Source organism: Streptomyces sp. 351MFTsu5.1, assembly GCF_000383655.1.
In the GTDB taxonomy this organism is placed as follows: domain Bacteria; phylum Actinomycetota; class Actinomycetes; order Streptomycetales; family Streptomycetaceae; genus Streptomyces; species Streptomyces griseorubiginosus.
This window is the reverse complement of record NZ_KB911781.1, coordinates 443,997-466,492: the sequence shown is the minus strand read 5'-3', so window position 1 is coordinate 466,492 and position 22,496 is coordinate 443,997. Positions and strand designations below refer to the sequence as shown.

22 protein-coding genes are annotated in these 22,496 nt (G+C 71.2%); 9 read left to right on the top strand and 13 right to left on the bottom strand.

Annotated features, from left to right (window positions below; genetic code table 11):
* Nucleotides 1-106 precede the first annotated feature (106 nt).
* A complete protein-coding gene (locus H295_RS43350; protein WP_158691052.1) occupies nt 107-454 on the top strand; it encodes a hypothetical protein in 348 nt (115 codons plus the stop codon).
* A 120-nt stretch (nt 455-574) separates the two neighbouring features.
* Here H295_RS43350 and H295_RS0118950 read toward each other — a convergent pair whose 3' ends face one another.
* The 6 genes from H295_RS0118950 to H295_RS0118925 all read right to left on the bottom strand — a co-directional run bounded on the left by H295_RS0118950 (nt 575) and on the right by H295_RS0118925 (nt 6,610).
* Nucleotides 575-1,168: a DUF4291 domain-containing protein gene (locus H295_RS0118950; protein ID WP_028809512.1), complete on the bottom strand. Its 594-nt coding sequence runs from the start codon at nt 1,166-1,168 to the stop codon at nt 575-577.
* Between the two features lie 153 nt (nt 1,169-1,321).
* Nucleotides 1,322-1,510 (bottom strand): hypothetical protein, encoded by a 189-nt coding sequence (locus H295_RS46760; protein WP_020136912.1) that lies wholly within the window; start codon nt 1,508-1,510, stop codon nt 1,322-1,324.
* A gap of 142 nt (nt 1,511-1,652) precedes the next feature.
* Nucleotides 1,653-2,324: a peptide-methionine (S)-S-oxide reductase MsrA gene (gene msrA, locus H295_RS0118940; RefSeq protein ID WP_020136911.1), complete on the bottom strand. Its 672-nt coding sequence runs from the start codon at nt 2,322-2,324 to the stop codon at nt 1,653-1,655.
* A gap of 184 nt (nt 2,325-2,508) precedes the next feature.
* Nucleotides 2,509-3,654: a hypothetical protein gene (locus H295_RS0118935; RefSeq protein WP_020136910.1), complete on the bottom strand. Its 1,146-nt coding sequence runs from the start codon at nt 3,652-3,654 to the stop codon at nt 2,509-2,511.
* Nucleotides 3,651-5,288, bottom strand: a complete 1,638-nt coding sequence (locus H295_RS43345) for a M48 family metalloprotease (protein WP_020136909.1) — start codon at nt 5,286-5,288, stop codon at nt 3,651-3,653. The genes H295_RS0118935 and H295_RS43345 overlap by 4 nt, the downstream gene beginning before the upstream one ends.
* 203 nt (nt 5,289-5,491) lie before the next feature.
* The gene (locus tag H295_RS0118925) at nt 5,492-6,610 is read right to left on the bottom strand and encodes a hypothetical protein (protein WP_020136908.1); all 1,119 of its coding nucleotides are present in this window, start codon (nt 6,608-6,610) and stop codon (nt 5,492-5,494) included.
* Between the two features lie 324 nt (nt 6,611-6,934).
* On the opposite strand from H295_RS0118925, the gene H295_RS0118920 reads away from it, so the two are divergent.
* A complete protein-coding gene (locus H295_RS0118920) occupies nt 6,935-8,092 on the top strand; it encodes a cystathionine gamma-synthase (RefSeq protein WP_020136907.1) in 1,158 nt (385 codons plus the stop codon).
* 19 nt (nt 8,093-8,111) lie between these two features.
* Here the strand turns inward: H295_RS0118920 and H295_RS0118915 are convergent, their stop codons facing one another.
* The 3 genes from H295_RS0118915 to H295_RS0118905 all read right to left on the bottom strand — a co-directional run bounded on the left by H295_RS0118915 (nt 8,112) and on the right by H295_RS0118905 (nt 9,603).
* Entirely contained in the window at nt 8,112-8,360 is a 249-nt protein-coding gene (locus tag H295_RS0118915; RefSeq protein WP_020136906.1) for a hypothetical protein, read from the bottom strand.
* Between the two features lie 88 nt (nt 8,361-8,448).
* A complete protein-coding gene (locus H295_RS0118910; RefSeq protein ID WP_020136905.1) occupies nt 8,449-8,958 on the bottom strand; it encodes a sigma factor-like helix-turn-helix DNA-binding protein in 510 nt (169 codons plus the stop codon).
* A 141-nt stretch (nt 8,959-9,099) separates the two neighbouring features.
* Entirely contained in the window at nt 9,100-9,603 is a 504-nt protein-coding gene (locus tag H295_RS0118905; RefSeq protein ID WP_020136904.1) for a MarR family winged helix-turn-helix transcriptional regulator, read from the bottom strand.
* Nucleotides 9,604-9,766: 163 nt separating this feature from the next.
* Here H295_RS0118905 and ilvA point away from each other — a divergent pair, with 163 nt between their 5' ends.
* The 3 genes from ilvA (at nt 9,767) to H295_RS0118885 (ending at nt 12,967) form a co-directional block, all read left to right on the top strand.
* Nucleotides 9,767-10,996, top strand: coding sequence for a threonine ammonia-lyase (gene ilvA / locus H295_RS0118900; protein ID WP_020136903.1), 1,230 nt, complete (start codon nt 9,767-9,769; stop codon nt 10,994-10,996).
* A gap of 193 nt (nt 10,997-11,189) precedes the next feature.
* Entirely contained in the window at nt 11,190-12,170 is a 981-nt protein-coding gene (locus tag H295_RS0118890) for a daunorubicin resistance protein DrrA family ABC transporter ATP-binding protein (RefSeq protein ID WP_020136902.1), read from the top strand.
* Nucleotides 12,167-12,967 carry an ABC transporter permease gene (locus H295_RS0118885; RefSeq protein ID WP_020136901.1) on the top strand — a complete coding sequence of 267 codons (801 nt, stop codon included), beginning with the start codon at nt 12,167-12,169 and terminating at the stop codon, nt 12,965-12,967. The genes H295_RS0118890 and H295_RS0118885 overlap by 4 nt, the downstream gene beginning before the upstream one ends.
* Nucleotides 12,968-13,034: 67 nt before the next feature.
* On the opposite strand, the gene greA is transcribed toward H295_RS0118885, so the two are convergent.
* Both greA and H295_RS0118875 read right to left on the bottom strand, forming a co-directional pair.
* Nucleotides 13,035-13,535 carry a transcription elongation factor GreA gene (gene greA / locus H295_RS0118880; RefSeq protein WP_020136900.1) on the bottom strand — a complete coding sequence of 167 codons (501 nt, stop codon included), beginning with the start codon at nt 13,533-13,535 and terminating at the stop codon, nt 13,035-13,037.
* Nucleotides 13,536-13,702: 167 nt separating this feature from the next.
* Nucleotides 13,703-14,101, bottom strand: a complete 399-nt coding sequence (locus H295_RS0118875) for a DUF4307 domain-containing protein (protein ID WP_020136899.1) — start codon at nt 14,099-14,101, stop codon at nt 13,703-13,705.
* Between the two features lie 135 nt (nt 14,102-14,236).
* On the opposite strand from H295_RS0118875, the gene mca reads away from it, so the two are divergent.
* The 3 genes from mca to H295_RS47545 all read left to right on the top strand — a co-directional run bounded on the left by mca (nt 14,237) and on the right by H295_RS47545 (nt 16,050).
* Entirely contained in the window at nt 14,237-15,097 is an 861-nt protein-coding gene (gene mca / locus H295_RS0118870) for a mycothiol conjugate amidase Mca (protein ID WP_020136898.1), read from the top strand.
* On the top strand, nt 15,090-15,359 hold the full coding sequence (locus tag H295_RS0118865) for a hypothetical protein (protein WP_078616688.1): 270 nt from the start codon (nt 15,090-15,092) through the stop codon (nt 15,357-15,359). The genes mca and H295_RS0118865 overlap by 8 nt, the downstream gene beginning before the upstream one ends.
* A gap of 226 nt (nt 15,360-15,585) precedes the next feature.
* Nucleotides 15,586-16,050, top strand: a complete 465-nt coding sequence (locus H295_RS47545) for a hypothetical protein (protein WP_020136896.1) — start codon at nt 15,586-15,588, stop codon at nt 16,048-16,050.
* Between the two features lie 238 nt (nt 16,051-16,288).
* Here H295_RS47545 and H295_RS0118855 read toward each other — a convergent pair whose 3' ends face one another.
* Entirely contained in the window at nt 16,289-19,495 is a 3,207-nt protein-coding gene (locus H295_RS0118855) for a tetratricopeptide repeat protein (RefSeq protein WP_020136895.1), read from the bottom strand.
* Between the two features lie 221 nt (nt 19,496-19,716).
* Between H295_RS0118855 and H295_RS0118850 the strand changes: the two genes are divergently transcribed.
* Entirely contained in the window at nt 19,717-21,747 is a 2,031-nt protein-coding gene (locus tag H295_RS0118850) for a thioredoxin domain-containing protein (protein WP_020136894.1), read from the top strand.
* On the opposite strand, the gene H295_RS0118845 is transcribed toward H295_RS0118850, so the two are convergent.
* The gene (locus H295_RS0118845; protein WP_020136893.1) at nt 21,744-22,481 is read right to left on the bottom strand and encodes a Mut7-C RNAse domain-containing protein; all 738 of its coding nucleotides are present in this window, start codon (nt 22,479-22,481) and stop codon (nt 21,744-21,746) included. The genes H295_RS0118850 and H295_RS0118845 overlap by 4 nt on opposite strands.
* Nucleotides 22,482-22,496 lie beyond the last annotated feature (15 nt).

Genomic DNA, 22,496 nt, shown 5'->3' with positions numbered 1-22,496 from the left:
CACAACAGATCATCCGGACGCCGCCAGGCAGGCCGCTCAGCCTCGGCATTCCTCCCCGGCCGTGCCGGCGACGGCGACCTCCGCGCCCAGCACCGCACAACCCCCCGTGCAGACCCCGCCGGAGCTGGACGTCAGTGAGACTCTTGCCGGTCGCCAGGAAATGATCAGCGGGGGTGCCAGTCTCGCCTTCAGCAAGGGCAGGAAGGGCCAGACCCTCATCATCGCGGTGCGCTGTCAGGGCGAAGGGAAGATCAAGGTCGCCGTACGGTCCGTCCACGTCTCCTTCTCGCAGCCATGTGTGGCCGACGAGAGCAGCACCGTCCAGAACGAGGTGGCCCTGCCAGGGGCGGACCGCGGCGGCGTCGTCTCGGTCGAAGCACCCTCAGCCGTGCGCTGGTCCATGACCATCGGCCACGGCGCACCGGTGCAGGAAGAGCCGCCCGAGCAAGGCTGAGCCTCACGGCCGGGCGGCCGGGTCGCGGGGACTGGAGAACAGGGTGTTGCAGCGGTGCCCGGGGGACTGCCGTAGCCACGCAGCGGACAGCCGCGAGACATGGGTTCAGAGACCAGCCCGTCATCCGCGCAGTGGGGCGAGGACCTCGTCCTCGACGGGGTAAGGCCGTTCCTGCGGCAGCAGCCGGGCGGCGGAGCCCAGGTCGCCGCTGCCGACCAGGGCGTGGATCTCGTGGGCGAGCGGGGTCACGTCGCGTATGGAGACCGTCCACTCGTCGGCGTAGCGTCGTGCGGCCTCGCCGGAGAGACCCAGTTGCAGGGACCGGTACGGCAGGGGTTGCAGGAGCAGATCCCGCTCGGGATCCCACTGCACGCGCGCGGGAGCACGCTTCAACTGACGTTGCCAGGCGACCCGGTCTGGGTGCACATCACGGGCGTAGCTGGACAGACACGCGTTGCGCAGCGCCCAGTCGAAGCCCTCCCGACTGATCTCCACAGCGAGGACGATCTCCTGCCCCTCCTTGGCACCCCAGCCGCAGCGGTACATCATCCACAGGAACGACGGCTTGATCCACGTCATCCTGTCCCGCTTCCACGCGGCGGGAAAACGACCGTCGCGGGCAGCCGGCAGGCCGATTTCGCGTGAGTACGCCTGGTAGACGGTGACCGTGGAGTCCGAGTGGACCGCGCGGATCCTGCGTGATGGTTCTTCCATGGCGTACAGCGTGAGGTGAGCCGGTGGGGGCGGCCACTGATTTTCGGCGAAGGGCCGTTTTTCGTACGCTCCGAAACCCACCCGCGCCCACCCGCGCCCACCCGCGCCCACCCGAGCCCGCCCAGCGACGTCAGCCTTCGGCCTTGCCGATGCTCATCGCTCGATGTGGCGGGGGTCCGGCCACGCTGAGACCGGCTCGTCCGCGACCGAGTAGATCTCCAGGAGCGACAGATAACCGTCCTCGGTGCAGACCAATACACCGGCCGAGTGCGGATCGGCGTACCCCGCCTCGACGGCCGGGTTGTCATGCGGTGGAGCGGGAGCCACCGCCGTGCGGTCCACCTCCAAGTCGACCGTTGCGCAACCGCAGCCACACCTGCCCACCACCCGCGTGTGGGGAACTTGGGCCGACAGGGCGCCGCTCACCGGGTCTGAGCCGGCCAGCAGGGAACGCAGTGTCGCTGCCACGTCCGGCGGCAGAGGTTCAGCCATCCGTCATCGCCACGCCGATCGGGCAAGAGACACCCGTCCCGTCCAACCCGCAGTACCCGCCCGGGTTTTTGCTGCCCGAGAGGTACTGCTGGTGGTAGCTCTCCGCCGGATAGAAGGGGCGGGTCTCGGCCGGGAGGATCTCCGCGGTGATGGTGCGGTGGCCCGAATACGTGAGGACCCGCTGGTAGGCGGTCCGGGAGGACTCGGCCAGTGCTGCCTGCTCGGGGGTGTGGGTGTGGATCGCCGAGCGGTACTGGGTGCCCACGTCGTTGCCATGGCGGAAGCCCTGCGTCGGGTTGTGGGACTCCCAGAAGGTCTTCAGGAGGCGCTCGTACGAGATGAGGGCGGGGTCGTACACCACCCGGACCACCTCGGCGTGACCCGTGAGGCCCGAGCAGACCTCCTCGTAGGTGGGGTTCTCGGTGTGGCCGCCCTGGTAGCCGACCAGCGTTGTCCAGATGCCCACCGGGAGCTTCCAGAATGTGCGTTCCGCGCCCCAGAAGCAGCCCATGCCGAAGTCGGCCGTCCCGTAGCCCTCGGGGTAGGGGCCCAGGAGCGGAGTGCCGAGGACCGTGTGCCGGTCCGGGACCCTGAACACCGGCTCCGGGCGGCCCTGCAACGCCTGCTCGGGCGTGGGCAGGACGGGCGTACGGCCGAACAGCATGCGGGCTCCTTCGTGAGCGGCTGGGGAGACGGAAGTGAGGACACGGGGAGCGGGAGATGAGCGGCGGCACCGTGCACCGTGTGTCGGCCGGAACGCGTGGCCGTGGCCCGTCACGTCAACGCGTCCGTCCCGACCCGCATTCCGGCCGTCCGCCCAAGTCGCCGCCCACCCCCGACCGGCCCTCTCAGCCAGAAATCCCCTCGCCCTCGCCCCCGTTCAGATTCCCCACGCTGAGGTCCCGCATCCGGCAGAACGCCGCCGCCGGATCCGCCCGGTATCGCCACGGCAGCGCTTCCACATAGCCGTCGACCAGCCGGAACTGCTCCACCGCGGCCTCGTCCCGGTCCTGGAGGGACAGGTAGTACGCCAGCAGGTGCCGTGCCTCGGCCAGCCGCGGATGGGCCGGGTCCGCCGCTGCCACGTCCGCGAGCAGCGCGTCGACCAGGGCCCGCATCCGCGGCGTACGGTCGGCGTCCGTCGTGTCCGACTCGTCGTGCTCGAAGTGCGCGATCAGCGGGAAGACCGACATCAGGCTGCCCGGCGGAGCCTTCTCCGCGGCCTCGGCCGCGAAGTCCCGGGCCAGCTTCTCCGAACCGCGCCACTTCGCGCACCAGTACTGGAGGGCTATGTAGTGCGCCTCGTAGTGGTGCGGGTCGCGTGCGGTGATCTCCTTCCAGATGCGTTCCATCTCGAGGTGCGGGTCACCGAGCCCCAGCGCGGTCGAGATCCGCCCGATGTACGGCACCGGGTCGCCCTCGACAGCGAGTTTTGCCGCCCGCGCGTGGTGCTCGCGGGACTGCTCCATGAGCCGACGGAAACCGGCGAACTGCTCGGCGGTGGTGTACTTCGCCTGCTTCGCCCCACGGATCTTCCCCGCCAGCGCCACCGTGCTGCGCGCCCTCACCAGGGCGGCGCCCGGGTCGTCGGGGCGGGCGTTCTCCCAGGCCAGCAGCCAGGTGTCGTCATCAGCGGCCAGGTCCGCGAGCCACCAGCTGTGGAAGGACCGGTTCTCCCAGTCCTGCCCGGCGGCCGTCGCGTCCAGCAGGTCCGCGGCCGGCTGCCAGTCGCCCCGCTTGGCGGCCGCGACGGCGGAAGTCAGCACCGCCGGGACCGGCGCCGCGGAGCCCCTGTTCTGCTCCTCGGGCGGCAGCATCCCCAGCGCGGCGGCCGCGGCCGGCAGCTCGTACGGCTGGTCGGCGCCCTCCTCGGAGCCGTCGTCCGCCCCTCGCCAGCCCTCCATCGCGCCCTGCACGATCGCCTTCAGGAAGTACAGGCCCAGGGCGAGCAACGGCACCCCGATGACGCCCAGAACGATCCAGAGGATGATCACATCGCACCTCGCGGCGTTCCCTGGGGCTCGGGCTCCCGCGCGAGCAGTGCCCGCAGGGCCGTCGTGTCCGGCGCGTCGGTGACCACCGGGGCGACCACCTCGTCGAGATCCGTCTCGTTCCCGTCCGCGTCCCGCGGCGGACGCGGGATGGCGGACCGCTCCCAGGAGAACTCCCAGCGCAGCAGCCCACGCTCGTTCAGCTCGGCCAGCGCCATGCTCTTCAACGAGCCGTGCAGGGTCGGCCGTACGAACTCACGGAACACCCGTCCCTGAGCCGCGGCCGCCTCCTCGGACAGCGGCAGCCGCTTCGCCAGCTCCCACAGCCGGCCGTCCTCGATCAGGGCGAGCAGCGCGCGCAGTGTCGGCTGCTCGCCGGTGTACTCGGCGTACGCCCGGTGCAGCGGCGTCGATCCGGCCCGGAACGACTTCGCCATCACCTCGTCGAGCAGTTCCTGCCAGTCGGCGCTACGCCGGAAGCCTCGCACCGCCTCCGTCAGTACCGCGTCCTCCAGCTCCGTCAGCGTCCGGTGCGGGTCGGTGAGGAGGTCGAGGGCGGCGCCCCGGTCCTCGTCCGCGCGTCCGTCGTCGGGCAGTTCCTCGATCCGGCGCACCCGGTCGGCGATCGGCGGATGAGAGTCGTACGGCGATGTCGGCCCCGTCGGCAGATCGCCGCGCATCTCGACCAGCTCCAGACGGCGGCCGTTCAGCATCCGGCCGAAGCCACCGAACATCTCACCGCGCGGCGGCAGCAGCTCCTGGCCGGTGCCGAGGGTGGCGTAGCAGTTCATGTAGAAGTCGAACGAGCCGCTCAGCACCGGGATCTCGCGCAGCGCCGACGCGGTGGCGTCCCGGCCTGCGATGCGGGCGGCCGCGGTGTCGGCGGCGTACTCCTGGCGGCGGGAGACGGAGAGCGTGGCGCGGAAGTACAGCTTGGCGTAGCCGATGTAGATCTTCGCCATGGCGCGGTAGGTGATGCCCGCGTGGCCGGTGTCGACCTCCTTGGCCTGCTTGCCCTTCGCCTCGGCCTTGGCGTTCTTCTTCTCCTGCCGGGCCTGCTCGCGCGCGGCCGTGTTGTCCGCGCGCTGCTCGAAGTGCCTGATGGTGCGCAGGACTTGGGCGCGGCCGCGCACGGTCAGGGCGGCGAGCCGGGTGTCGGAGTTGGAGTAGTGGCCCAGCTCATGGGCGAGGACCGCCCGCAACTGCGCCTGCGACAGCCCTTGCAGCAGCGGTACGCCGAGGTAGAGACGGCGCGGTCCCGGGCGCAGCCCCAGCAGCCGGGCGTCCTCGGAGACGGCGGCGTTGACGTCGGCGGTCAGCACGATCCGGGACGGGGCGGCGGTGCCGACCTCGTTCGCCAACTCCCTCACGGTCCGCCACAGTTCGGGCTCGTCGGACTCGGTGACGGGCGAGCCCGCCATGTCCTCCTCACGCGGGGTGCGGAGCATGAACAGGCCCTGCACCAGCGGGATCGCCAGCAGTACGGAGACGATGATCAACTTCCCCGCGAGGCTGGTCGGGGCATGTAGCAACAGCAGATAGTCGGCGCCGGCCAGGACGGCCAGCAGCAGGACGCCGAGCAGATAGAAGCCGGCGAGCAGCAGAAGAGCGCGCAGCGCACGCAGAGTCGTGCCCATTGGGCAGAAGTCCCCCCACAGGACGGATCGGTCCCCCCACGGGACGGATCGAATGATCACTGATCCACCTGCCGGTCAGCGGGCACTTGCGGCGTGCCCATGACCAACAGAGTGTGAGCGCGGAGTATGGCCGACCGGCCCGCCATCAGGCAAGACAGGCCCACGGGAGGGCGCGTGGCCCTCCCGGGAGGGCGCCTACGGCGTCACTGCGCGAGCGTCGCCGGACTGCCGCCGTTGGCCTCGTACCCCGCCACCGCCAGGGCCCGGTATATCGCGAACTCGGCGGCCGGGTCCGCGGACAGGGTCCAGGGCAGCGCGCCGACATGGCCGTCGATGTGCACGAGCTGACTCATCGCCTCCGCCCAGCGCTCACCGCGCACCAGGAAGAACAGCAGCAGATGCCGCACATGAGCCAGCATCGGGTCGTCCGCGCGGGCCGAGTGCACCGCGTGCAGCGCGCCGTGGATCGCCTTGGTGACGACCTCGCTCTGATAGAAGCCGCTGACCAGGTTCACCTCCGGCAGGTGCTCGAAGACCGCGAACAGCGGCATCGCGGCCAGCAACGAACCCCGCGGGGCACGGGCTGCCGCCGCCTCCGCGAAGCCGTACGCCTGCTCCCGCGAGCCGTGCCACTTCTCGCACCAGTAGTGCAGCGCGGCCAGATGCGCTCCCATGTGGGTCGGCGCCCGGTCCAGGATCTTCAGCCACAGCTGTTCGAACTCCGCCTGGGAGTAGGCCAGTCCGCGTGCGACGGACAGCTCCACGATGTACGGCACCGGATCGCCGGGAGCCAGGAGCGCCGCCGCACCGCAGGCCGCCTTCGCCTCCTCCATGATGATCCGGAAGTCGTCGGTGCCCGGCGTCGACGTGCGCCACGCCTGCTGCACCAGGAACTCCGCGTGCACGGCCGCGCCGCCCGCGTCCTTGGGCTGCTCGGCCCGCCACACCCGCAGCCACTGGCCGCCCGGCGCCTCGCTCACCCCGCCCGGCCGCTGCTGCAACTCCAGCGAGGCGGCACCGGCGAAGGCCTGCACCCGCTGCCAGCGCTGCTCGCCCTCCCGCTCGGTGCCGGCCAGCAGCTGGGAGGCCGCCTTGTAGTCCTGGGTGCGCTGCACCAGGTCCAGGACGTCCAGCAGGTCCTGGTCGGGGCCGGGCATGCGGACGTCCAGCTCCTCCTGCAGCACGAAGCCGTAGTCCGCCGGGTCCGCGGCGTCCGGGTGGCCCGCCGGGACCTGCTCGATGCCGCCTCGCCTGCGCCGCAGGAACGGGAGCAGCACGAAGCCCAGCAGGACCACCGCCATCAGGACCCAGAGAATTTCCATGCCTCAAGGGTTCCAGACGCCACCGACAATTGCCCAACCCGGTCGGCGGCCTGTGGAAAACTCCCGCACCGGCACCCGCACCCTGGGGAAAACCGCCCCGAACAGCCCGAACACCCCACCGTGCAGCACCGGCCCGGAGCCCATACGCCCGGGGACCCGCACACCCCGCGGCCCGAACGCCCCGCGGCCGCACATCCCGCCGTGCAACACCGCACGCCCGCTCGGGAATCCCTCCGCCCCGACGCCGGGGGAAAACCCTGCCGTACGACCGCCCCGACCTCGGTGTCCGTCATCCGCCTCGCGAGCGGACTACCCTCGGAGCCCATGAGCGACACGCACATCAGTCAGCACTTCGAGACCCTCGCCATTCACGCGGGCAACACCGCGGACCCCCTCACCGGCGCGGTGGTCCCTCCGATCTACCAGGTCTCGACCTACAAGCAGGACGGCGTCGGCGGTCTGCGTGGTGGCTACGAGTACAGCCGTAGCGCCAACCCGACGCGCACCGCCCTGGAGGAGAACCTCGCCGCCCTCGAGGGCGGCCGCCGGGGCCTCGCGTTCGCGTCCGGACTGGCTGCCGAGGACTGCCTGCTGCGTACGCTGCTCAGCCCCGGCGACCACGTGGTCATCCCCAACGACGCGTACGGCGGCACCTTCCGGCTGTTCGCCAAGGTCGTCGCCCGGTGGGGTGTCGAGTGGTCGGTCGCCGACACCAGCGACCCGGCCGCCGTACGGGCCGCGATCACCCCGAAGACCAAGGCCGTGTGGGTGGAGACCCCCTCCAACCCGCTGCTCGGCATCACCGACATCGCCGCCGTCGCCCAGGTCTCCCGGGACGCGGGCGCGAAGCTCGTCGTCGACAACACCTTCGCCACGCCCTACCTCCAGCAGCCGCTGTCGCTGGGCGCCGACGTCGTCGTGCACTCCCTGACCAAGTACATGGGCGGCCACTCCGACGTCGTCGGCGGTGCGCTCGTCACCGCCGACGAGACGCTCGGCGAGGAACTGGCGTACCACCAGAACGCGATGGGCGCGGTCGCCGGGCCCTTCGACTCCTGGCTGGTGCTGCGCGGCGCCAAGACGCTGTCGGTGCGCATGGACCGGCACAGCGAGAACGCCACCAAGGTCGCCGACATGCTCACCCGGCACGCGCGCGTGACGCAGGTCCTCTACCCGGGCCTGGAGGACCACCCCGGCCACGAGGTCGCCGCCAAGCAGATGCGTTCCTTCGGCGGCATGGTCTCCTTCCGGGTGGAGGGCGGCGAGGAGGCGGCCGTCGAGGTCTGCAACCGCGCGAAGATCTTCACCCTGGGCGAGTCCCTGGGCGGCGTCGAGTCGCTGATCGAGCACCCGGGCCGGATGACGCACGCGTCCGTGGCGGGCTCGGCCCTGGAGGTGCCCGCCGACCTGGTGCGCCTGTCCGTGGGCATCGAGAACGTCGACGACCTGCTGGAGGACCTCCAGCAGGCGCTGACCAAGTAGGAACAGCAGCGGCCCGGGCTCACCAGCCCGTCATCGGTGGAGTCGTCGTGGACGGCGGCTCCACCCACGGGCGCGCGGTCAGCGCCCACACCGTGAACGCCACACCTGCAGCGAACAGCGCCAGCCACATGAGCCGGCGCGCCACGACCCTGCGCCGCAGCATGCGCGTCCCACGCCGTACGGCGTCCCCGTGGAGGTCCGGCGGCACCTGTGGCGTCGCCCGCTCCATGAGCTGCCGCACGGCGGCCTCCCGCTGGCCCCGGTTCACGCGCGCCTCCCCGGGCGTTCCGGGTGTGCAAGGAGCGGGTGTGCGGGGAGCGCGTTTGTCGGGAGCGCGTGCCCCAGGAGCCCGTGTCTCATGACGCCGCCACCTTCGCCTTCGCGCCCACCACCGTCGGCGCGGCCTCGCGCGGGGGATGCAGAAGGGTCGCCGTCGCCCGGTCGCAGATCGTGCTGACGCGTTCCGTGGGCAGACCCAGCAGCGCCGCAGCCTGCTCCTCGGCCACGCCCTCGTAGAGCCGCAGCACCACGATCAGACGTTCCTGGGGGGCCAGCCCGGCCAGCGGGCTGGAGGGGTGGGTACGGCCGCGGAGCAGCAGTCCGTGGCGACGCCAGGCGCCGTGCGCGTAGCGCAGCGCGAGGTCCTGGCGGGTCCGGTCGTAGGGGTCCTCGCCGCGCAGCCGGTCCCAGCACGCGTACGTGTGGGCGAGCGCCAGGGTCAGCAGCCGTCGCGCGCGCGGGTTGTCGTCCGGGGCCTCCGCCGTCAGAAGGGTGGCCGTGTGCAGCAGCCGTCCGGACGCGCCCGCGACGAACGCCTCGAACTCTTTGGCCCGACGCGTGCCCTGGACCACCTGCCGTTGCCGCACCGCACCTCCCGCCGCCGCGGACGGTCGTACGACGGCTTCGCACGACCACGAGAACCCGGTCTCGAAGGCCCCCCGGTCTCATATGAGGCCCGGCACGGCCGTCCGGTCAAGAGGTGGGGCCGCACACGCGTGTGCGGGGGGCTAGGACGACTGGGCCTCCGGTGCCGGGACGTCCTGGGCGGCCATCCGGGAGGAGAGCGCCGTGTTGAAGCGCGTGAGGAGCGTGCAGAACGCCTCGCGCTCCTCCGGTGCCCAGTCGTGTGTCAGCTCGGCCATCAACTGACGCCGCGAGGAGCGCACTTCCTCCAGCCGGGACTGTCCGCGCGGGGACAGCTGAAGGACCACCGCGCGTCCGTCCTCGGGGTGCGAGGTGCGCTTGACCAGCCCGGTGTCGACGAGCGGGGCCACCTGCCGGGTGACGGTCGACGAGTCGATCCCCATGCTCGCCGCGAGGGCCTTGACGCCCATCGGGCCTTCCTTGTCGAGCCGGTTGAGCAGCAGGTATGCGGCCCGGTCCATGGAGTTGCGCACCTGCCCCACCCCGCCGAGCCGGGTCTGTTCGGCACGACGGGCGAAGAGCGCCACCTCGTGCTGGAGCGTGTCGAGGAGACCGGTGTCACCGACGGTCGTCATGTCCATCGACATTTCAGGTGTTGTGGGCATGGCCGGAGGCTCACTTCATGAAGGGGGAGCTGGATTGGGGGACAGAGTACGCGGCTCGGAGGCAAGCCGTACCAGCGCTGCGCAAACCCGTCTCGGACGTTGGTCACAGCGCGAGTCCGCACGTGTGAACTGCGAGACTTGAGTCATGAACTACCGCAAGGCCCGCTCCGTGCCGCCGGTGACACTCGACGACGTGCGAGGCGCGCAGAAGATGTTGTCGGGCGTGGCGCGGACGACCGCCATGGAGGGCAGCCGCCATCTGAGCCAGCTGGTGGGCGCGCCGGTGCACTTCAAGTGCGAGAACCTCCAGCGCACGGGGTCGTTCAAACTCCGCGGCGCCTACGTGCGGATCGCCGGGCTGCTGCCCGAGGAGCGGGCCGCGGGTGTCGTGGCCGCGAGCGCCGGGAACCACGCGCAGGGCGTCGCGCTGGCCTCCGCGCTGCTCGGCGTGCGCTCCACGGTGTTCATGCCGAAGGGCGCCCCGCTGCCTAAGGTCAGCGCGACCAGGGACTACGGCGCCGAGGTGCGGCTGCACGGCCAGGTGGTCGACGAGACGCTGACCGCCGCCCAGGAGTACGCGGCCGAGACGGGCGCGGTGTTCATCCACCCCTTCGACCACCCTGACGTCATCGCGGGCCAGGGCACGGTCGGCCTGGAGATCCTGGAGCAGTGCCCCGAGGTGCGCACGATCGTCCTCGGTATCGGCGGCGGCGGACTCGCGGCCGGGGTGGCGATCGCCGTGAAGGCCCTGAGGCCCGATGTGCGGATCGTGGGCGTGCAGGCGGCGGGCGCGGCCGCGTATCCGCCCTCGCTGGCGGCCGGGCGCCCGGTGGCGATCGAGAATCCGGCGACGATGGCGGACGGCATGAAGGTCGGACGGCCCGGTGACGTGCCGTTCGGGATCGTGGACGCGCTGGTGGACGAGGTCCGCACGGTGTCGGAGGACGAGCTGTCCGCCGCGCTGCTGCTGTGTCTGGAGCGGGCCAAGCTGGTCGTCGAGCCGGCCGGGGCGAGCCCGGTCGCGGCCCTGCTGAGCGACCCCGGCGCCTTCGAGGGACCGGTTGTCGCGGTGCTGTCCGGCGGCAATGTCGACCCCGTCCTGCTCCAGCGCGTCCTGCGCCACGGCATGGCCGCGCAGGGCCGCTACCTGGCCGTGCGGCTCCGCCTCACCGACCGGCCGGGTGCCCTCGCGACGCTGCTCGGGGTGCTGTCGGCGGTCGACGCCAACGTCCTCGACGTGAGCCACGTCCGGACCGATCCACGGCTCGGACTCGCGGAGGCGGAGGTCGAGCTGCACCTGGAGACCAAGGGGCCGGAGCACTGCGTCGAGGTCGGACGCGCCCTGCGCGAGGCGGGCTACCTCGTCATCGACTGAGGTCACCGGCCAGGTTCCCGGCCAGGTCACCGACCAGGTCCTGGGCCAGGTCCCCGGCGTCGGGGTTCACTCGTTCGGGAAAGTCCATTGAGAGACGCGATACATCGCGTTATGGTGTGTGCGAAAAGGAAAGGCGGACGCAGTCGCGCCTCCCTAGGCTTTCCCCAGATTCCCCGACGACGTGGAGACTCATATGCCTGGCGCCATCTACGCCGAAGGCCTGGTCAAGACCTTCGGTGACGTAAAGGCTCTGGACGGCGTCGACCTCGATGTCCCGGAGGGCACCGTCCTGGGCCTCCTCGGACCGAACGGCGCCGGCAAGACGACGACCGTCCGCTGTCTGACCACCCTGCTCAAACCCGACAGCGGCCGCGCGGTCGTCGCGGGCCTCGACGTGCAGCAGCAACCCGACGCCGTCCGCCGCTCCATCGGCCTCTCCGGCCAGTTCGCGGCGGTCGACGAATACCTCACCGGCCGCGAGAACCTCCAGATGGTCGGCCAGCTCTACCAGATGAAGGCCAAGGCGGCGAAGGCACGCGCGACCGAGCTGCTGGAACAGTTCGACCTCGCCGACGCGGCCGACCGCCCCACCAAGACCTACTCCGGCGGCATGCGCCGCCGGCTCGACCTCGCCGCCGCCCTGGTCGTCTCGCCGCCCGTGATGTTCATGGACGAGCCCACGACCGGCCTCGACCCGCGCAACCGACAAATGCTGTGGGAGGTCATCAAGCAGCTGGTCTCCGGCGGTACGACCCTCCTGCTGACCACCCAGTACCTGGAAGAGGCCGACCACCTCGCCCATGACGTCGCCGTGGTGGACCACGGCCGGGTCATCGCCCAGGGCACCTCCGACGAGCTCAAGGCCCGCACCGGCGGAGAGCGCGTCGAGGTCGTGGTGCACGAACGCGAGCACATCCAGTCCGCCGCGGAGATCCTGCGCGGCTTCGGCAAGGGGGAGACCACCGTCGAGGACCACATGCGCAAGCTCACCGTCCCGGTGACCGGCGGCGCCAAACTGCTCGCCGAGGTCATCCGTGAGCTCGACGCCCGCGGTATCGAGATCGACGACATCGGACTGCGCCGGCCCACCCTCGACGACGTGTTCCTGTCCCTGACGGGACACGTGGCCGAGGCCAAGGGCGAGGAGAGCGACAAGAAGGAGAGCGCCAAGTGAGCGCCGTGAGCGATTCCCTGGTGATCACCCGCAGAAATCTGATCCGCATGAGCCGGATCCCCGAGATGATCATCTTCGGCCTGATCCAGCCGATCATGTTCGTGGTGCTGTTCACCTACGTCTTCGGCGGCTCGATCCAGGTCGGCTCGTCCACCTCCACCCAGGCCTACCGCGAGTTCCTGATGGCCGGCATCTTCGCCCAGACCGTCACCTTCGCCACGGCGGGCGCGGGCGCGGGCATCGCCGACGACATGCACAAGGGCCTCATCGACCGGTTCCGCTCCCTGCCCATGACCCGGGGCGCGGTACTCACCGGCCGGACCATCGCCGACCTCGCCCAGACGGCGCTCACCCTCGTCGTCCTCGCGCTCGTCGCCCTGCTCGTCGGCTGGCGCACCCACGAGAACTTCGGCAAGGTCCTCGCCGGATTCGCTCTGCTCCTGCTGCTCGGATACGCCTTCTCCTGGATCGGCGCGCTCATCGGCCTCTCCGTGCGCACCCCCGAGGCCGCGACCTCAGGCGGTCTGATCTGGCTGTTCCCGCTGACGTTCATCTCGAACGCCTTCGTGGACGCCAACCAGATGCCGACGTTCCTGAGACACATCGCGGAGTGGAACCCGTTCAGCGCCACCGTGCAGGCCTGCCGCGAGCTGTTCGGCAACCTCCCGCCGGGCTTCCAGGCCTCCGACGCCTGGCCCATGCAGCACCCCGTGTGGGCCTCGCTGATCTGGTCGGTCGTGATCATCCTGGTCTTCCGCACGCTGGCGGTCCGCAAGTACCGCCGGGCGCACGGCTGAGCCCATGACACGGCCCCCGGCGCCGTAAGGGCGCCGGGGGCCGGTCAAGGGCGGTGGGGCGGCCGGGTCAGCCGCTGTAGGGCTCGGCCTTCAGGATGGTGACGGAAGCCTTCTTGCCGTTCGGCAGCTCGTACTCCGCGTCCTCACCGACCCGATGGCCGATCACACCGGAGCCGAGCGGGGACTGCGGCGAGTAGGTCTCGACGTCCGCGCTCGCGTACTCACGGGAGGCGAGCAGGAAGGTCATGGTGTCGTCCTCGTCACCGTCGAAGGCGATGGTCACGACCATGCCGGGCGCCACGGTGCCGTCCGCGGACGCCGGAGCCTCGCCGACCTTGGCCTTCTCCAGGAGCTGGGTCAGCTGGCGGATGCGGAGCTCCTGCTTGCCCTGCTCTTCCTTGGCCGCGTGGTACCCGCCGTTCTCGCGCAGGTCGCCCTCCTCGCGCGCGGCCGCGATCTTCGCGGTCACTTCCTCGCGCGCGGGACCAGACAGGTACGCCAGCTCTTCCTTGAGCTTGGTGTACGCCTCCTGCGTAAGCCAGGTGACGTCTTCGCTGGTCTGGGTCACAGGTGCTCCTCGTAGGTACTGGGAATACAAAGCATCGCCCTACCCAGAAGAATGTTCCTTCACGGATGGGCGAAACCACGAGCCTAACAATTCAGGGGCCGAAGGGGGAGGACATAAGCCCACAGAAATACGTCGACGCAGCTCAGGGGCGAGTACGGGGAGCGACGTCAGTCGGCGTGACAGCCCAGCAGCTCGGCCGTGGTGCCGGGTGCCGTCGTACGGAGTGTGACGAGCCGGTCGATGCGGGTGGCGTCACCGCTGAAGCGGAAGTCGGCCCGGCCCACCTCGGAGCCGTCGGCCGCCTGGGAGCGGACCGTACAGTACCCGGAGGCGCCGGAGTCCTTGCGGACCTCCAGATGCACCTGGACCGCGGTCTTCTTCGCGTCGAAGGCGATCACCTCGCCGCTGATCTTGTTCTGGCCCACGTAGTGATACGCGAAGTAACCGATCAGGACGAGAACGAGGGTGCCGAGCACGGCACCGGCGATCCTGAGCTTGTGGTCGGCGCGCTCGTCCGAGGAGCGGCCGTAGCGGCCCTCGGGCAGCTGAGTGCTCGCCGTGCTCATGATCGTCTCCTGGTAAACCGAGACCGTGGAATGAAACGCCCCCCGATTCGGTCACTATAGAAGCCGCCGTTCGCACCCGAAGACACCGGGGGCGCCGACTACGAGGATTGAGTCTTGACTGACCAGCTGCGACTGATGGCCGTGCACGCCCACCCCGACGACGAGTCGAGCAAGGGCGCGGCCACCATGGCGAAGTACGTGTCCGAGGGGGTGGACGTGCTGGTCGTGACCTGCACGGGCGGGGAGCGCGGCTCCATCCTCAACCCCAAGCTCCAGGGCGACAAGTACATCGAGGAGCACATCCACGAGGTACGCAAGAAGGAGATGGACGAGGCCCGCGAGATCCTCGGCGTCCAGCAGGAGTGGCTCGGCTTCGTCGACTCCGGCCTGCCCGAGGGCGACCCGCTGCCGCCGCTGCCCGAGGGCTGCTTCGCCCTGGAGGACGTCGACCGGGCGGCCGGCGAGCTGGTGAAGCAGATCCGCTCCTTCCGTCCCCAGGTGATCACCACCTACGACGAGAACGGCGGCTACCCGCACCCCGACCACATCATGACCCACAAGATCTCGATGGTGGCGTTCGAGGGTGCGGCGGACACCGAGAAGTACCCGGAGGCCGAGTTCGGCCCGGCCTACCAGCCGCAGAAGCTGTACTACAACCAGGGCTTCAACCGCCCCCGCACCGAGGCCCTGCACAACGCCCTGCTGGAGCGCGGGCTGGAGTCGCCGTACGGGGACTGGCTCAAGCGCTGGGAGGACTCGCCGATGCGGGACCGGACGCTGACCACGCACATCCCGTGCGCGGAGTTCTTCGAGATCCGCGACAAGGCCCTGATCGCGCACGCCACCCAGATCGACCCCGACGGCGGCTGGTTCAGGGTGCCGCTGGACCTCCAGAAGGAGGTCTGGCCGACGGAGGAGTACGAGCTGGCGAAGTCCCTCGTCGATACCTCCCTCCCCGAGGACGACCTCTTTGCGGGCATCCGCGACAATGCCTGACATGAGCGCAAGCGCAAGCCTGGCAATGACGCACGTCCTGACCTTCGCCAAGGAGGTCGACGAGGACAAGGTCACCCCTGGCGTCCTCGGCTTCATCGTCTTCGCGGCGATGGCCCTGGCGGTGTGGGCCCTGATGAAGTCCATGAGCAAGCACATGAACAAGGTCAAGTTCGAGGAATCGGCGGATGCCGAGGTCGGCGCCACGACCAGCAGTAACTCGAGCTCGGAGGCTCGTGGCCAGGATTCCCGGAAGGGTGACTAGGTACTGATACCTGGAGATCTCGGCCCTGGACGGGCCGTCGGCCAACCCTTCGGGCCCTTGGTCGACCGGCCCCAGGGCTGTAGGTGCTTGCCAACTCCACGAGGGTGAGCACCAACGTGAGCGGCACGGCGGGCGTGGGCACGACCAGGGCCCAGCCCGCCTCCCCGGGTGAGGGCGACTCACCCATGGCACGATGCCCCCTCAGTCACACCACCATGGGGGAACCTTGCGCACCACTGCCACGCTCGGGGTCATCGCCGCCGCGCTCCTCGCGCTCGCCGCCTGCTCGTCCAGCAGCGACGACAGCGATGACAGCGCCGATCCGAGTCCGCGTGCCTCCGCCACCGTCTCCGTGCCGACCGACACCGCTGAGTCGCTGGCCAACATCGAGGAGGACCTGGCGCGCGTCGCGAGCACGTACACGTCTCTGTACTTCGCAGGTGAGGGCGAGCCCGCGTACGTCTTCCTGTCGAAGCGCTGCAAGGCCAAGGCGGACCCGGCCTCGTTCGAGGCGACGGCGGAGCAGTCCGCGAAGGACTACGGGCCCGACCACCCGGCGACGGACGTGCGCGCGACCGTCTCCGGGGACATGGGCCGGGTCTCGTACAAGGTGCAGGGGCTGCCGAAGTTCGACCAGCAGGCACAGCCGTGGACACGTGAGGGCGGCGACTGGAAGTACGACGCCTGCTGACCTGCGCGTCCGGCCCGTCCTCCGGTGCGACCAGCGGAGCAGCGAGGGGCTGCCGGCCGGCACCTCGCCGCACCTCTGGCCACCTGTCGCTGGGCGGCGCACAGACCCGCGGGTGCCGGTCGCAGGCGAGGCGCTCCGGCCGCCCCCGTGTCCCGTCCGGGCTCGCACGCCCCCAGCCTCGCCCGCCCAACCCGGACGCCCCCGCACCCCACCCCCGCACCCTTTCGCGAAGCGGCCGTCACTGCGGCGCAGCCGTCGTCGCCACCCCCATCACTTCCCGGGCATGCCGGTTCGGGACCATTCCCAGGCGCCAGGCCTGCCAGCCCGTCTCCAGGTTCACGCCTCGTTCCAGCAACAGGGAATAAGCCTCGACGTACTCGTCCAGCTTGCCGTCGCGGGTGGGGTGGCCGTCGCGGGCGAGGGTCGCGAGTTCCTCCGCCGCCACCGCCGAGCCCACCTCCACCCCGCCCGGCGCCGCATACGGCAGCAGCGTGCAGCGCAGGAAGCGGGCCCAGTCCTCGCCGCGCCGGTCGCCGTACGAGGTGAAGAGCGCCGTGGCCTCCTCGCACAGGGCCAGGGCCTGTGGCGTACGGCCGTTGCCCGCGTCGACGACCGCGAGTTCCAGGCAGGTCCACGCCTCGCCGTGGGCGACACCGATGCGCTGGAAGTCGGCGCGGGCGTCGACCAGGAGCTGGCGGGCGAAGCCCGAGTTGCGCAACGAGCCGGTCTGGGCGGCGCGCTGGTCACGGGTGGCACGGGCCGAGTGGTGGCGGGCGCAGGCCAGGCCGTAGACGTCCCGGATGCGCGAGAACATCGTGCGGGAACGTTCCAGTTCCCGGACCGCGAGGTCCAGGTTGCCCGTCTCCTCCAGCGCCTGCCCCAGGTAGTACACGGTCCACGCCTCCCCGCGCGCGTCCTCGTTGTCGCGGTGCCGGGAGGCCGCCTGGCGCAGACCGTCCACCGCCGCCGAGGGGTCACCGGCCACCAGCCGGGCCCGGGCCAGCTGGGTCAGCGCCCACGCCTCGCCGCGGCCGTCGCGGGTACGGCCGTACAGGTCGAGGGCGGTCCGCAGTTCCGACTCCGCGCGCGGTACGTCGCCCATCCGCAGGCTCAGCTGGCCGAGCTGGAAGTGCGCCCACGCCTCGCCGTGGACGGACTCGCCGGCGCGGTGCAGGACCAGGGAGCGGGTGAGCAGGTCCAGGGACTCGGCGACCCGGCCGCGGTCCCGTTCCACCGCCGCCAGGGCGTGCATCGTCCAGGCCCGGTCGGTGGCCAGCTCCGGGACGGACTGGAGCCGCAGGGCCTCCTCCAGCCTCGCCGCCGCCTCCGTCAACTGGCCCTGGTGGTGCAGCGTGATGCCCAGCGAGCACAGGGCCCGCGCGGCACCCGCGTCGTGATGGGCCTCCATGTACAGATCGACCACCGAGGTCAGCGTGGTGCGGGCCTTGTCCAGTTCGCCCAGCTGACGGGCGGCGATACCGGTGCGCCACTGCACCGAACGGACCAGCAGACCCTGGTCCACCGCCTGCGCCAACTCGCTGATCTCACCCAGTCGGTAGAGGTCACCGCGCAGCAGGCAGTAGTCGCACAGCGCGCCCAGGAGGTTCAGGACCGCCCCCTGGTTCACGCCCTCCGCGTGCCGCAGCGCCGCCGTGATGAAGCTCGACTCGTCGTCCAGCCAGCGCAGCGCCTCGTCGAGGGAGGTGAAGCCGTGCGGGCTGAAACGGTCCGAGCGGGTCGACATGTTGCCGTCCACCAGGCGCAGCACGGAGTCGGCGAGGTCGGCGTAGTTGACGATGAGACGTTCCTGTGCGGCCGTGCGCTCGGCCGCCTCCTCCTCGTCCAGGAGCCTGGCCTGGGCGAACGCCCGCACCACGTCGTGGACGCGGTACCGGCTGCCGCGCACGTTGTCGATCAGGCCCGCGCGGGCCAGCGCGACCAGATGCCGGGTCGCCTCCGTCTCGTCGGTGGCCAGCAGCGCGGCCGCCGCAGCGGCGCCGAGGGAGGCCCGTCCGGCGAGCGCGAGCCGGCGCAGCAGCCGACGGGCCGGCTCCGACTGGTCGGTGTAACGCAGCCACAGGACCCGTTCGATCGGTTCGACCGGGCCGTACGCGCCGAGATCCGTGGCCAGTTGGCGGGGCGAGCGCGGACCGAGCGAGGACCCCGCGATACGCAGCGCCAACGGCAGACCGCCGCACAACTCCCTGATCAGATCAGCCGACTGGGCATCGTACGGGCCGGTCTCGGACTGTGCCGCCGCGCCCAGGAGCTCCTCGGCGCCCGCCGCGTCCAGGGCGGCCACCGGCAGCTGGTGCACCTGCGCGGCGAGGGACTCCGGCAGGTCGAGCGGCCCGCGCGCGGTGACCAGGACCAGGCTGTCGGAACGCTCCGGGACCAGCACACGGACCTGCTCGGGGTCCGAGGCGTCGTCCAGCACGATCGTCACCGCCAGCCCGGTCAGATGCTGGTGGTACAGCTCGCTCAACCGCTTGACCTGCTGGTCAGGCGAGGAACGCTCACGGAACAGCAGTTGCTCACGCGGCGCGCCGAGCCGGTTCAGCAGGTGCAGCAGCGCGTCCCGGGTCGACAGCGGGGACTCCTCGGAGCTGTCGCCGCGCAGGTCCACGACACACGCGCCACGGAAGTAGTCCTTCAGGTCGTGTGCCGCGCGGACCGCGAGTGCCGTACGGCCGCTGCCGGGCGGCCCGTGCAGCACGACCACCGTCGGCCGGGTCTCGGTGGCCGCACGCGAGGCCTGCACCCACTGCCGGATCCGCCCCATCTCGGTACGGCGGTCCGCGAACTCGGACATCCGCTCCGGGAGTTGGCCGAAGGACTGCTCCAGCACACTCCGGCCGCGGGCCGCCGCGCTCTTGTCCGCGCCGCGCAGTCGCGGACCGCCCGCCTTCTTCGGGCCGGTGGACGCGCTCAGCACCCGCTGCTGGTCGAGGAAGGGCCGGATGCCCCGCACCTCCAGGGCGGTCAGCCACTGGAGCCGCAACTGCTCGGGGCCGCCCGGCTGGCCGAACGCGCCCGCCCGGTGGTGGGCGGCCGGCAGATGCGAGCCGGCCACCTTCACCACGGTCGCCGCCGCGCCCACGACCCCCACGACCACACCCGCGCCCAGCGCGGTGCCCGCGCCGGTGCCGAGCGCGAGGTCGGCGACGGCTGCGGCGACGGCGGCAACCGCCGCCACCAGCAGGGGAGTTCCTGACGCCTCCTTCGCGTACCGCTGCCCGAAGGTGAGCTGCCCCGCCTGCGCCTCGTCCAGCGCGCGCGTGTACGCCTCGTACTCCTCCGCGGCCGACTGGGCCATCCCGTCCAGCGATCCGCGGGCCCGCGACAGCAGCACGACCCCGTCGACCCGCCCGCCCGAACGCCGCACCTCCTCCTCGACGGCCCGCACCAACAGCCGTTCGGCTTCCGCCCGATGGGCGTCCCGCATGTCACTTCCCCCTCCGGCGGCAACGGCTTTCTTGGTCAAGTGTGCTGCGGACGGCCCATCGGGGCGAGAGGGCGGGGGTGCCGGGTCCCGGTGAGCGGGTCGGTGAAGTCGCTGCGCGACGCGGCGGGCCGGGTGGTTCCCCCGGCAGGTGAAGGCCCGACGTCACCCTCCGGGGCCCGCCTGACGGCACACCGCCGGGGTACTGCGGCAGGATGGACCCCATGCCGAACCGACTGGCCCACGAGACGTCCCCCTACCTGCTCCAGCACGCCGACAACCCCGTCGACTGGTGGCCGTGGTCGGCCGAGGCCTTCGAGGAGGCCCGGAAGACGAACAAGCCCGTCCTGCTGAGCGTGGGGTACTCGAGCTGCCACTGGTGCCATGTCATGGCTCACGAGTCCTTCGAGGACCAGGCCACCGCGGACTACCTCAACGAGCACTTCGTGAGCGTCAAGGTCGACCGCGAGGAACGCCCCGACGTGGACGCCGTCTACATGGAGGCCGTCCAGGCCGCCACCGGGCAGGGTGGGTGGCCCATGACCGTGTTTCTCACCGCGGACGCCGAGCCGTTCTACTTCGGTACCTACTTCCCGCCCGCTCCCCGGCACGGAATGCCCTCCTTCCGGCAGGTGCTGGAGGGGGTGCGGGCCGCCTGGACCGACCGGCGGGACGAGGTCGGTGAGGTGGCGCGGAAGATCGTGCGGGATCTCGCCGGGCGGGAGATCTCCTACGGCGACTCGAAGGCACCCGGTGAGGAGCAGCTCGCCGCGGCTCTGCTGGGGCTGACGCGGGAGTACGACGCGCAGCGCGGCGGGTTCGGCGGGGCGCCGAAGTTCCCGCCGTCCATGGTCGTGGAGTTCCTGCTGCGGCATCACGCCCGCACCGGCGCCGAGGGTGCGTTGCAGATGGCGCAGGACACCTGTGAGCGCATGGCGCGCGGGGGCATCCACGACCAGCTCGGCGGTGGCTTCGCCCGGTACTCGGTCGACCGGGACTGGGTGGTGCCGCATTTCGAGAAGATGCTCTATGACAACGCGCTGCTGTGCCGCGTCTACGCCCACCTCTGGCGTGCCACCGGCTCCGAGCTCGCCCGTCGGGTCGCTCTCGACACCGCCGACTTCATGGTCCGTGAACTGCGCACCGCCGAGGGCGGGTTCGCCTCGGCGCTCGATGCCGACAGTGACGACGGGACCGGGAAGCACGTTGAGGGCGCGTACTACGTGTGGACGCCGGAGCAGTTGCGGGAGGTGCTGGGGGAGGAGGACGGCGAGCTTGCCGTCCAGTACTTCGGGGTCACCGAGGAGGGCACCTTCGAGCACGGGCAGTCGGTGCTGCAACTGCCCCAGCAGGACACCGTGTTCGACGCCGAGAAGGTCGAGTCCGTCCGGCGGCGGCTGCTCGACGCGCGGGCGCTGCGGCCTGCCCCCGGCCGGGACGACAAGGTCGTCGCCGCGTGGAACGGTCTCGCCGTCGCCGCGCTCGCCGAGACCGGTGCCTACTTCGACCGTCCCGACCTGGTCGAGGCCGCGCTCGGCGCCGCGGACCTTCTCGTACGGGTCCATCTCGACGAGCAGGCACGACTCTCCCGTACCAGCAAGGACGGTCAAGTCGGCCCCAACGCCGGGGTGCTGGAGGACTACGCCGATGTCGCCGAGGGCTTCCTCGCGCTCGCGTCGGTCACCGGTGAGGGCGTCTGGCTCGACTTCGCCGGGTTCCTGCTCGACCATGTGCTGAGCCGGTTCACGGGGGAGGACGGGGGGCTCTTCGACACCGCCTCCGACGCCGAGCGGCTGATCCGCAGGCCGCAGGATCCGACGGACAACGCGGTGCCGTCCGGATGGACCGCCGCTGCCGGGGCGTTGCTGTCCTATGCGGCGCAGACCGGTGCCGAGCCCCATCGGGCCGCCGCCGAGAAGGCGCTCGGGGTGGTCAAGGCGCTCGGGCCCCGGGTGCCGCGGTTCATCGGGTGGGGGCTTGCGGTGGCCGAGGCGTTCCTGGACGGGCCGAGGGAGGTCGCGGTGGTCGGGCCCGCGCTGACCGACGACGCCACAAGGACCCTGCACCGTACGGCACTTCTCGGGACCGCGCCGGGTGCGGTCGTGGCCGTGGGGACACCGGACAGTGGTGAACTCCCGCTGCTCGCCGACCGGATCCTCGTGGGCGGTGAAGCCACGGCGTACGTGTGCCGGCACTTCACGTGTGACGCGCCGACGACGGACGCGGACGCCTTGCGGGTGACGCTGGGCGGCTAGGCGTCCGCGGCGCCCTTGAACTCGGCCAGGGCGCGCTCCACGATCGCCTCCAGCTGTTCGTGGTGGGCGCCCTTCCAGTACGCCCGGCCGCACTCCTGGCACTGTGCGAAGACGTCGTAGGAGTGTCGGGTGCCGCTCTCCAGCCGGTCCGCCACCTCCTCCCTGGTCGCCGCGCGCAGCAGGCCGTTGCAGGCGGTGCAGCGGGTCCAGGGGCGCAGGTCGGGGCGGAAGCGGTCCAGGACGTCGTGGAGCTGGTCGTCGGGGCGGGTGCTGTAGACGAAGGCGCCGGCCCAGAGCTCCCTGCGGTGCAGCAGGCCCCGGTCGCGGCTGAGCAGGACCCGTTTCTCGGTGGCCGAGCGGGTGGCGAGGGCCGGGTCGCCGATGTCCGTCGACTCGTAGGCCGTGTCCACGCCGAGCAGGCGCAGCCGGCGGGCGAGGGTGCCGAGGTGGACGTCGAGGAGGAAGCGCAGGGGGGCGCCGGGGACCTGCTGGGGGCGGGTGACGGGGTCGACCCGCACGGACTCGCCCGCTGCGGGGACGTGGGACCTCGGGACCTCGCGGCCGTCCACCCGCAGCGCCCCTACCTCGGTGAGCGGGACGCCGGTCGACTCGACGACGTGGCCGAGGGAGGAGACTCCGTCGGTGGTGAGCGGGGTGGGGCCGCCGCGGCGTCCGTCCGGGACGAAGAGGGCCAGTTCGGGGGCGAATTGGATGTGGATCTCCGGTGCGCTCACCCGGTCAGGATGTCA

Bases quoted from the DNA above. Each gene is read 5' to 3' on its own strand.
- H295_RS0118950 (WP_028809512.1), bottom strand. From the start codon at position 1,168: ATGGAAGAACCATCACGCAGGATCCGCGCGGTCCACTCGGACTCCACG.
- msrA (WP_020136911.1), bottom strand. From the start codon at position 2,324: ATGCTGTTCGGCCGTACGCCCGTCCTGCCCACGCCCGAGCAGGCGTTG.
- H295_RS43345 (WP_020136909.1), bottom strand. From the start codon at position 5,288: ATGGGCACGACTCTGCGTGCGCTGCGCGCTCTTCTGCTGCTCGCCGGC.
- H295_RS0118925 (WP_020136908.1), bottom strand. From the start codon at position 6,610: ATGGAAATTCTCTGGGTCCTGATGGCGGTGGTCCTGCTGGGCTTCGTG.
- H295_RS0118920 (WP_020136907.1), top strand. From the start codon at position 6,935: ATGAGCGACACGCACATCAGTCAGCACTTCGAGACCCTCGCCATTCAC.
- H295_RS0118905 (WP_020136904.1), bottom strand. From the start codon at position 9,603: ATGTCGATGGACATGACGACCGTCGGTGACACCGGTCTCCTCGACACG.
- ilvA (WP_020136903.1), top strand. From the start codon at position 9,767: ATGAACTACCGCAAGGCCCGCTCCGTGCCGCCGGTGACACTCGACGAC.
- H295_RS0118890 (WP_020136902.1), top strand. From the start codon at position 11,190: ATGCCTGGCGCCATCTACGCCGAAGGCCTGGTCAAGACCTTCGGTGAC.
- H295_RS0118875 (WP_020136899.1), bottom strand. From the start codon at position 14,101: ATGAGCACGGCGAGCACTCAGCTGCCCGAGGGCCGCTACGGCCGCTCC.
- mca (WP_020136898.1), top strand. From the start codon at position 14,237: ATGGCCGTGCACGCCCACCCCGACGACGAGTCGAGCAAGGGCGCGGCC.
- H295_RS0118865 (WP_078616688.1), top strand. From the start codon at position 15,090: ATGCCTGACATGAGCGCAAGCGCAAGCCTGGCAATGACGCACGTCCTG.
- H295_RS0118855 (WP_020136895.1), bottom strand. From the start codon at position 19,495: ATGCGGGACGCCCATCGGGCGGAAGCCGAACGGCTGTTGGTGCGGGCC.
- H295_RS0118850 (WP_020136894.1), top strand. From the start codon at position 19,717: ATGCCGAACCGACTGGCCCACGAGACGTCCCCCTACCTGCTCCAGCAC.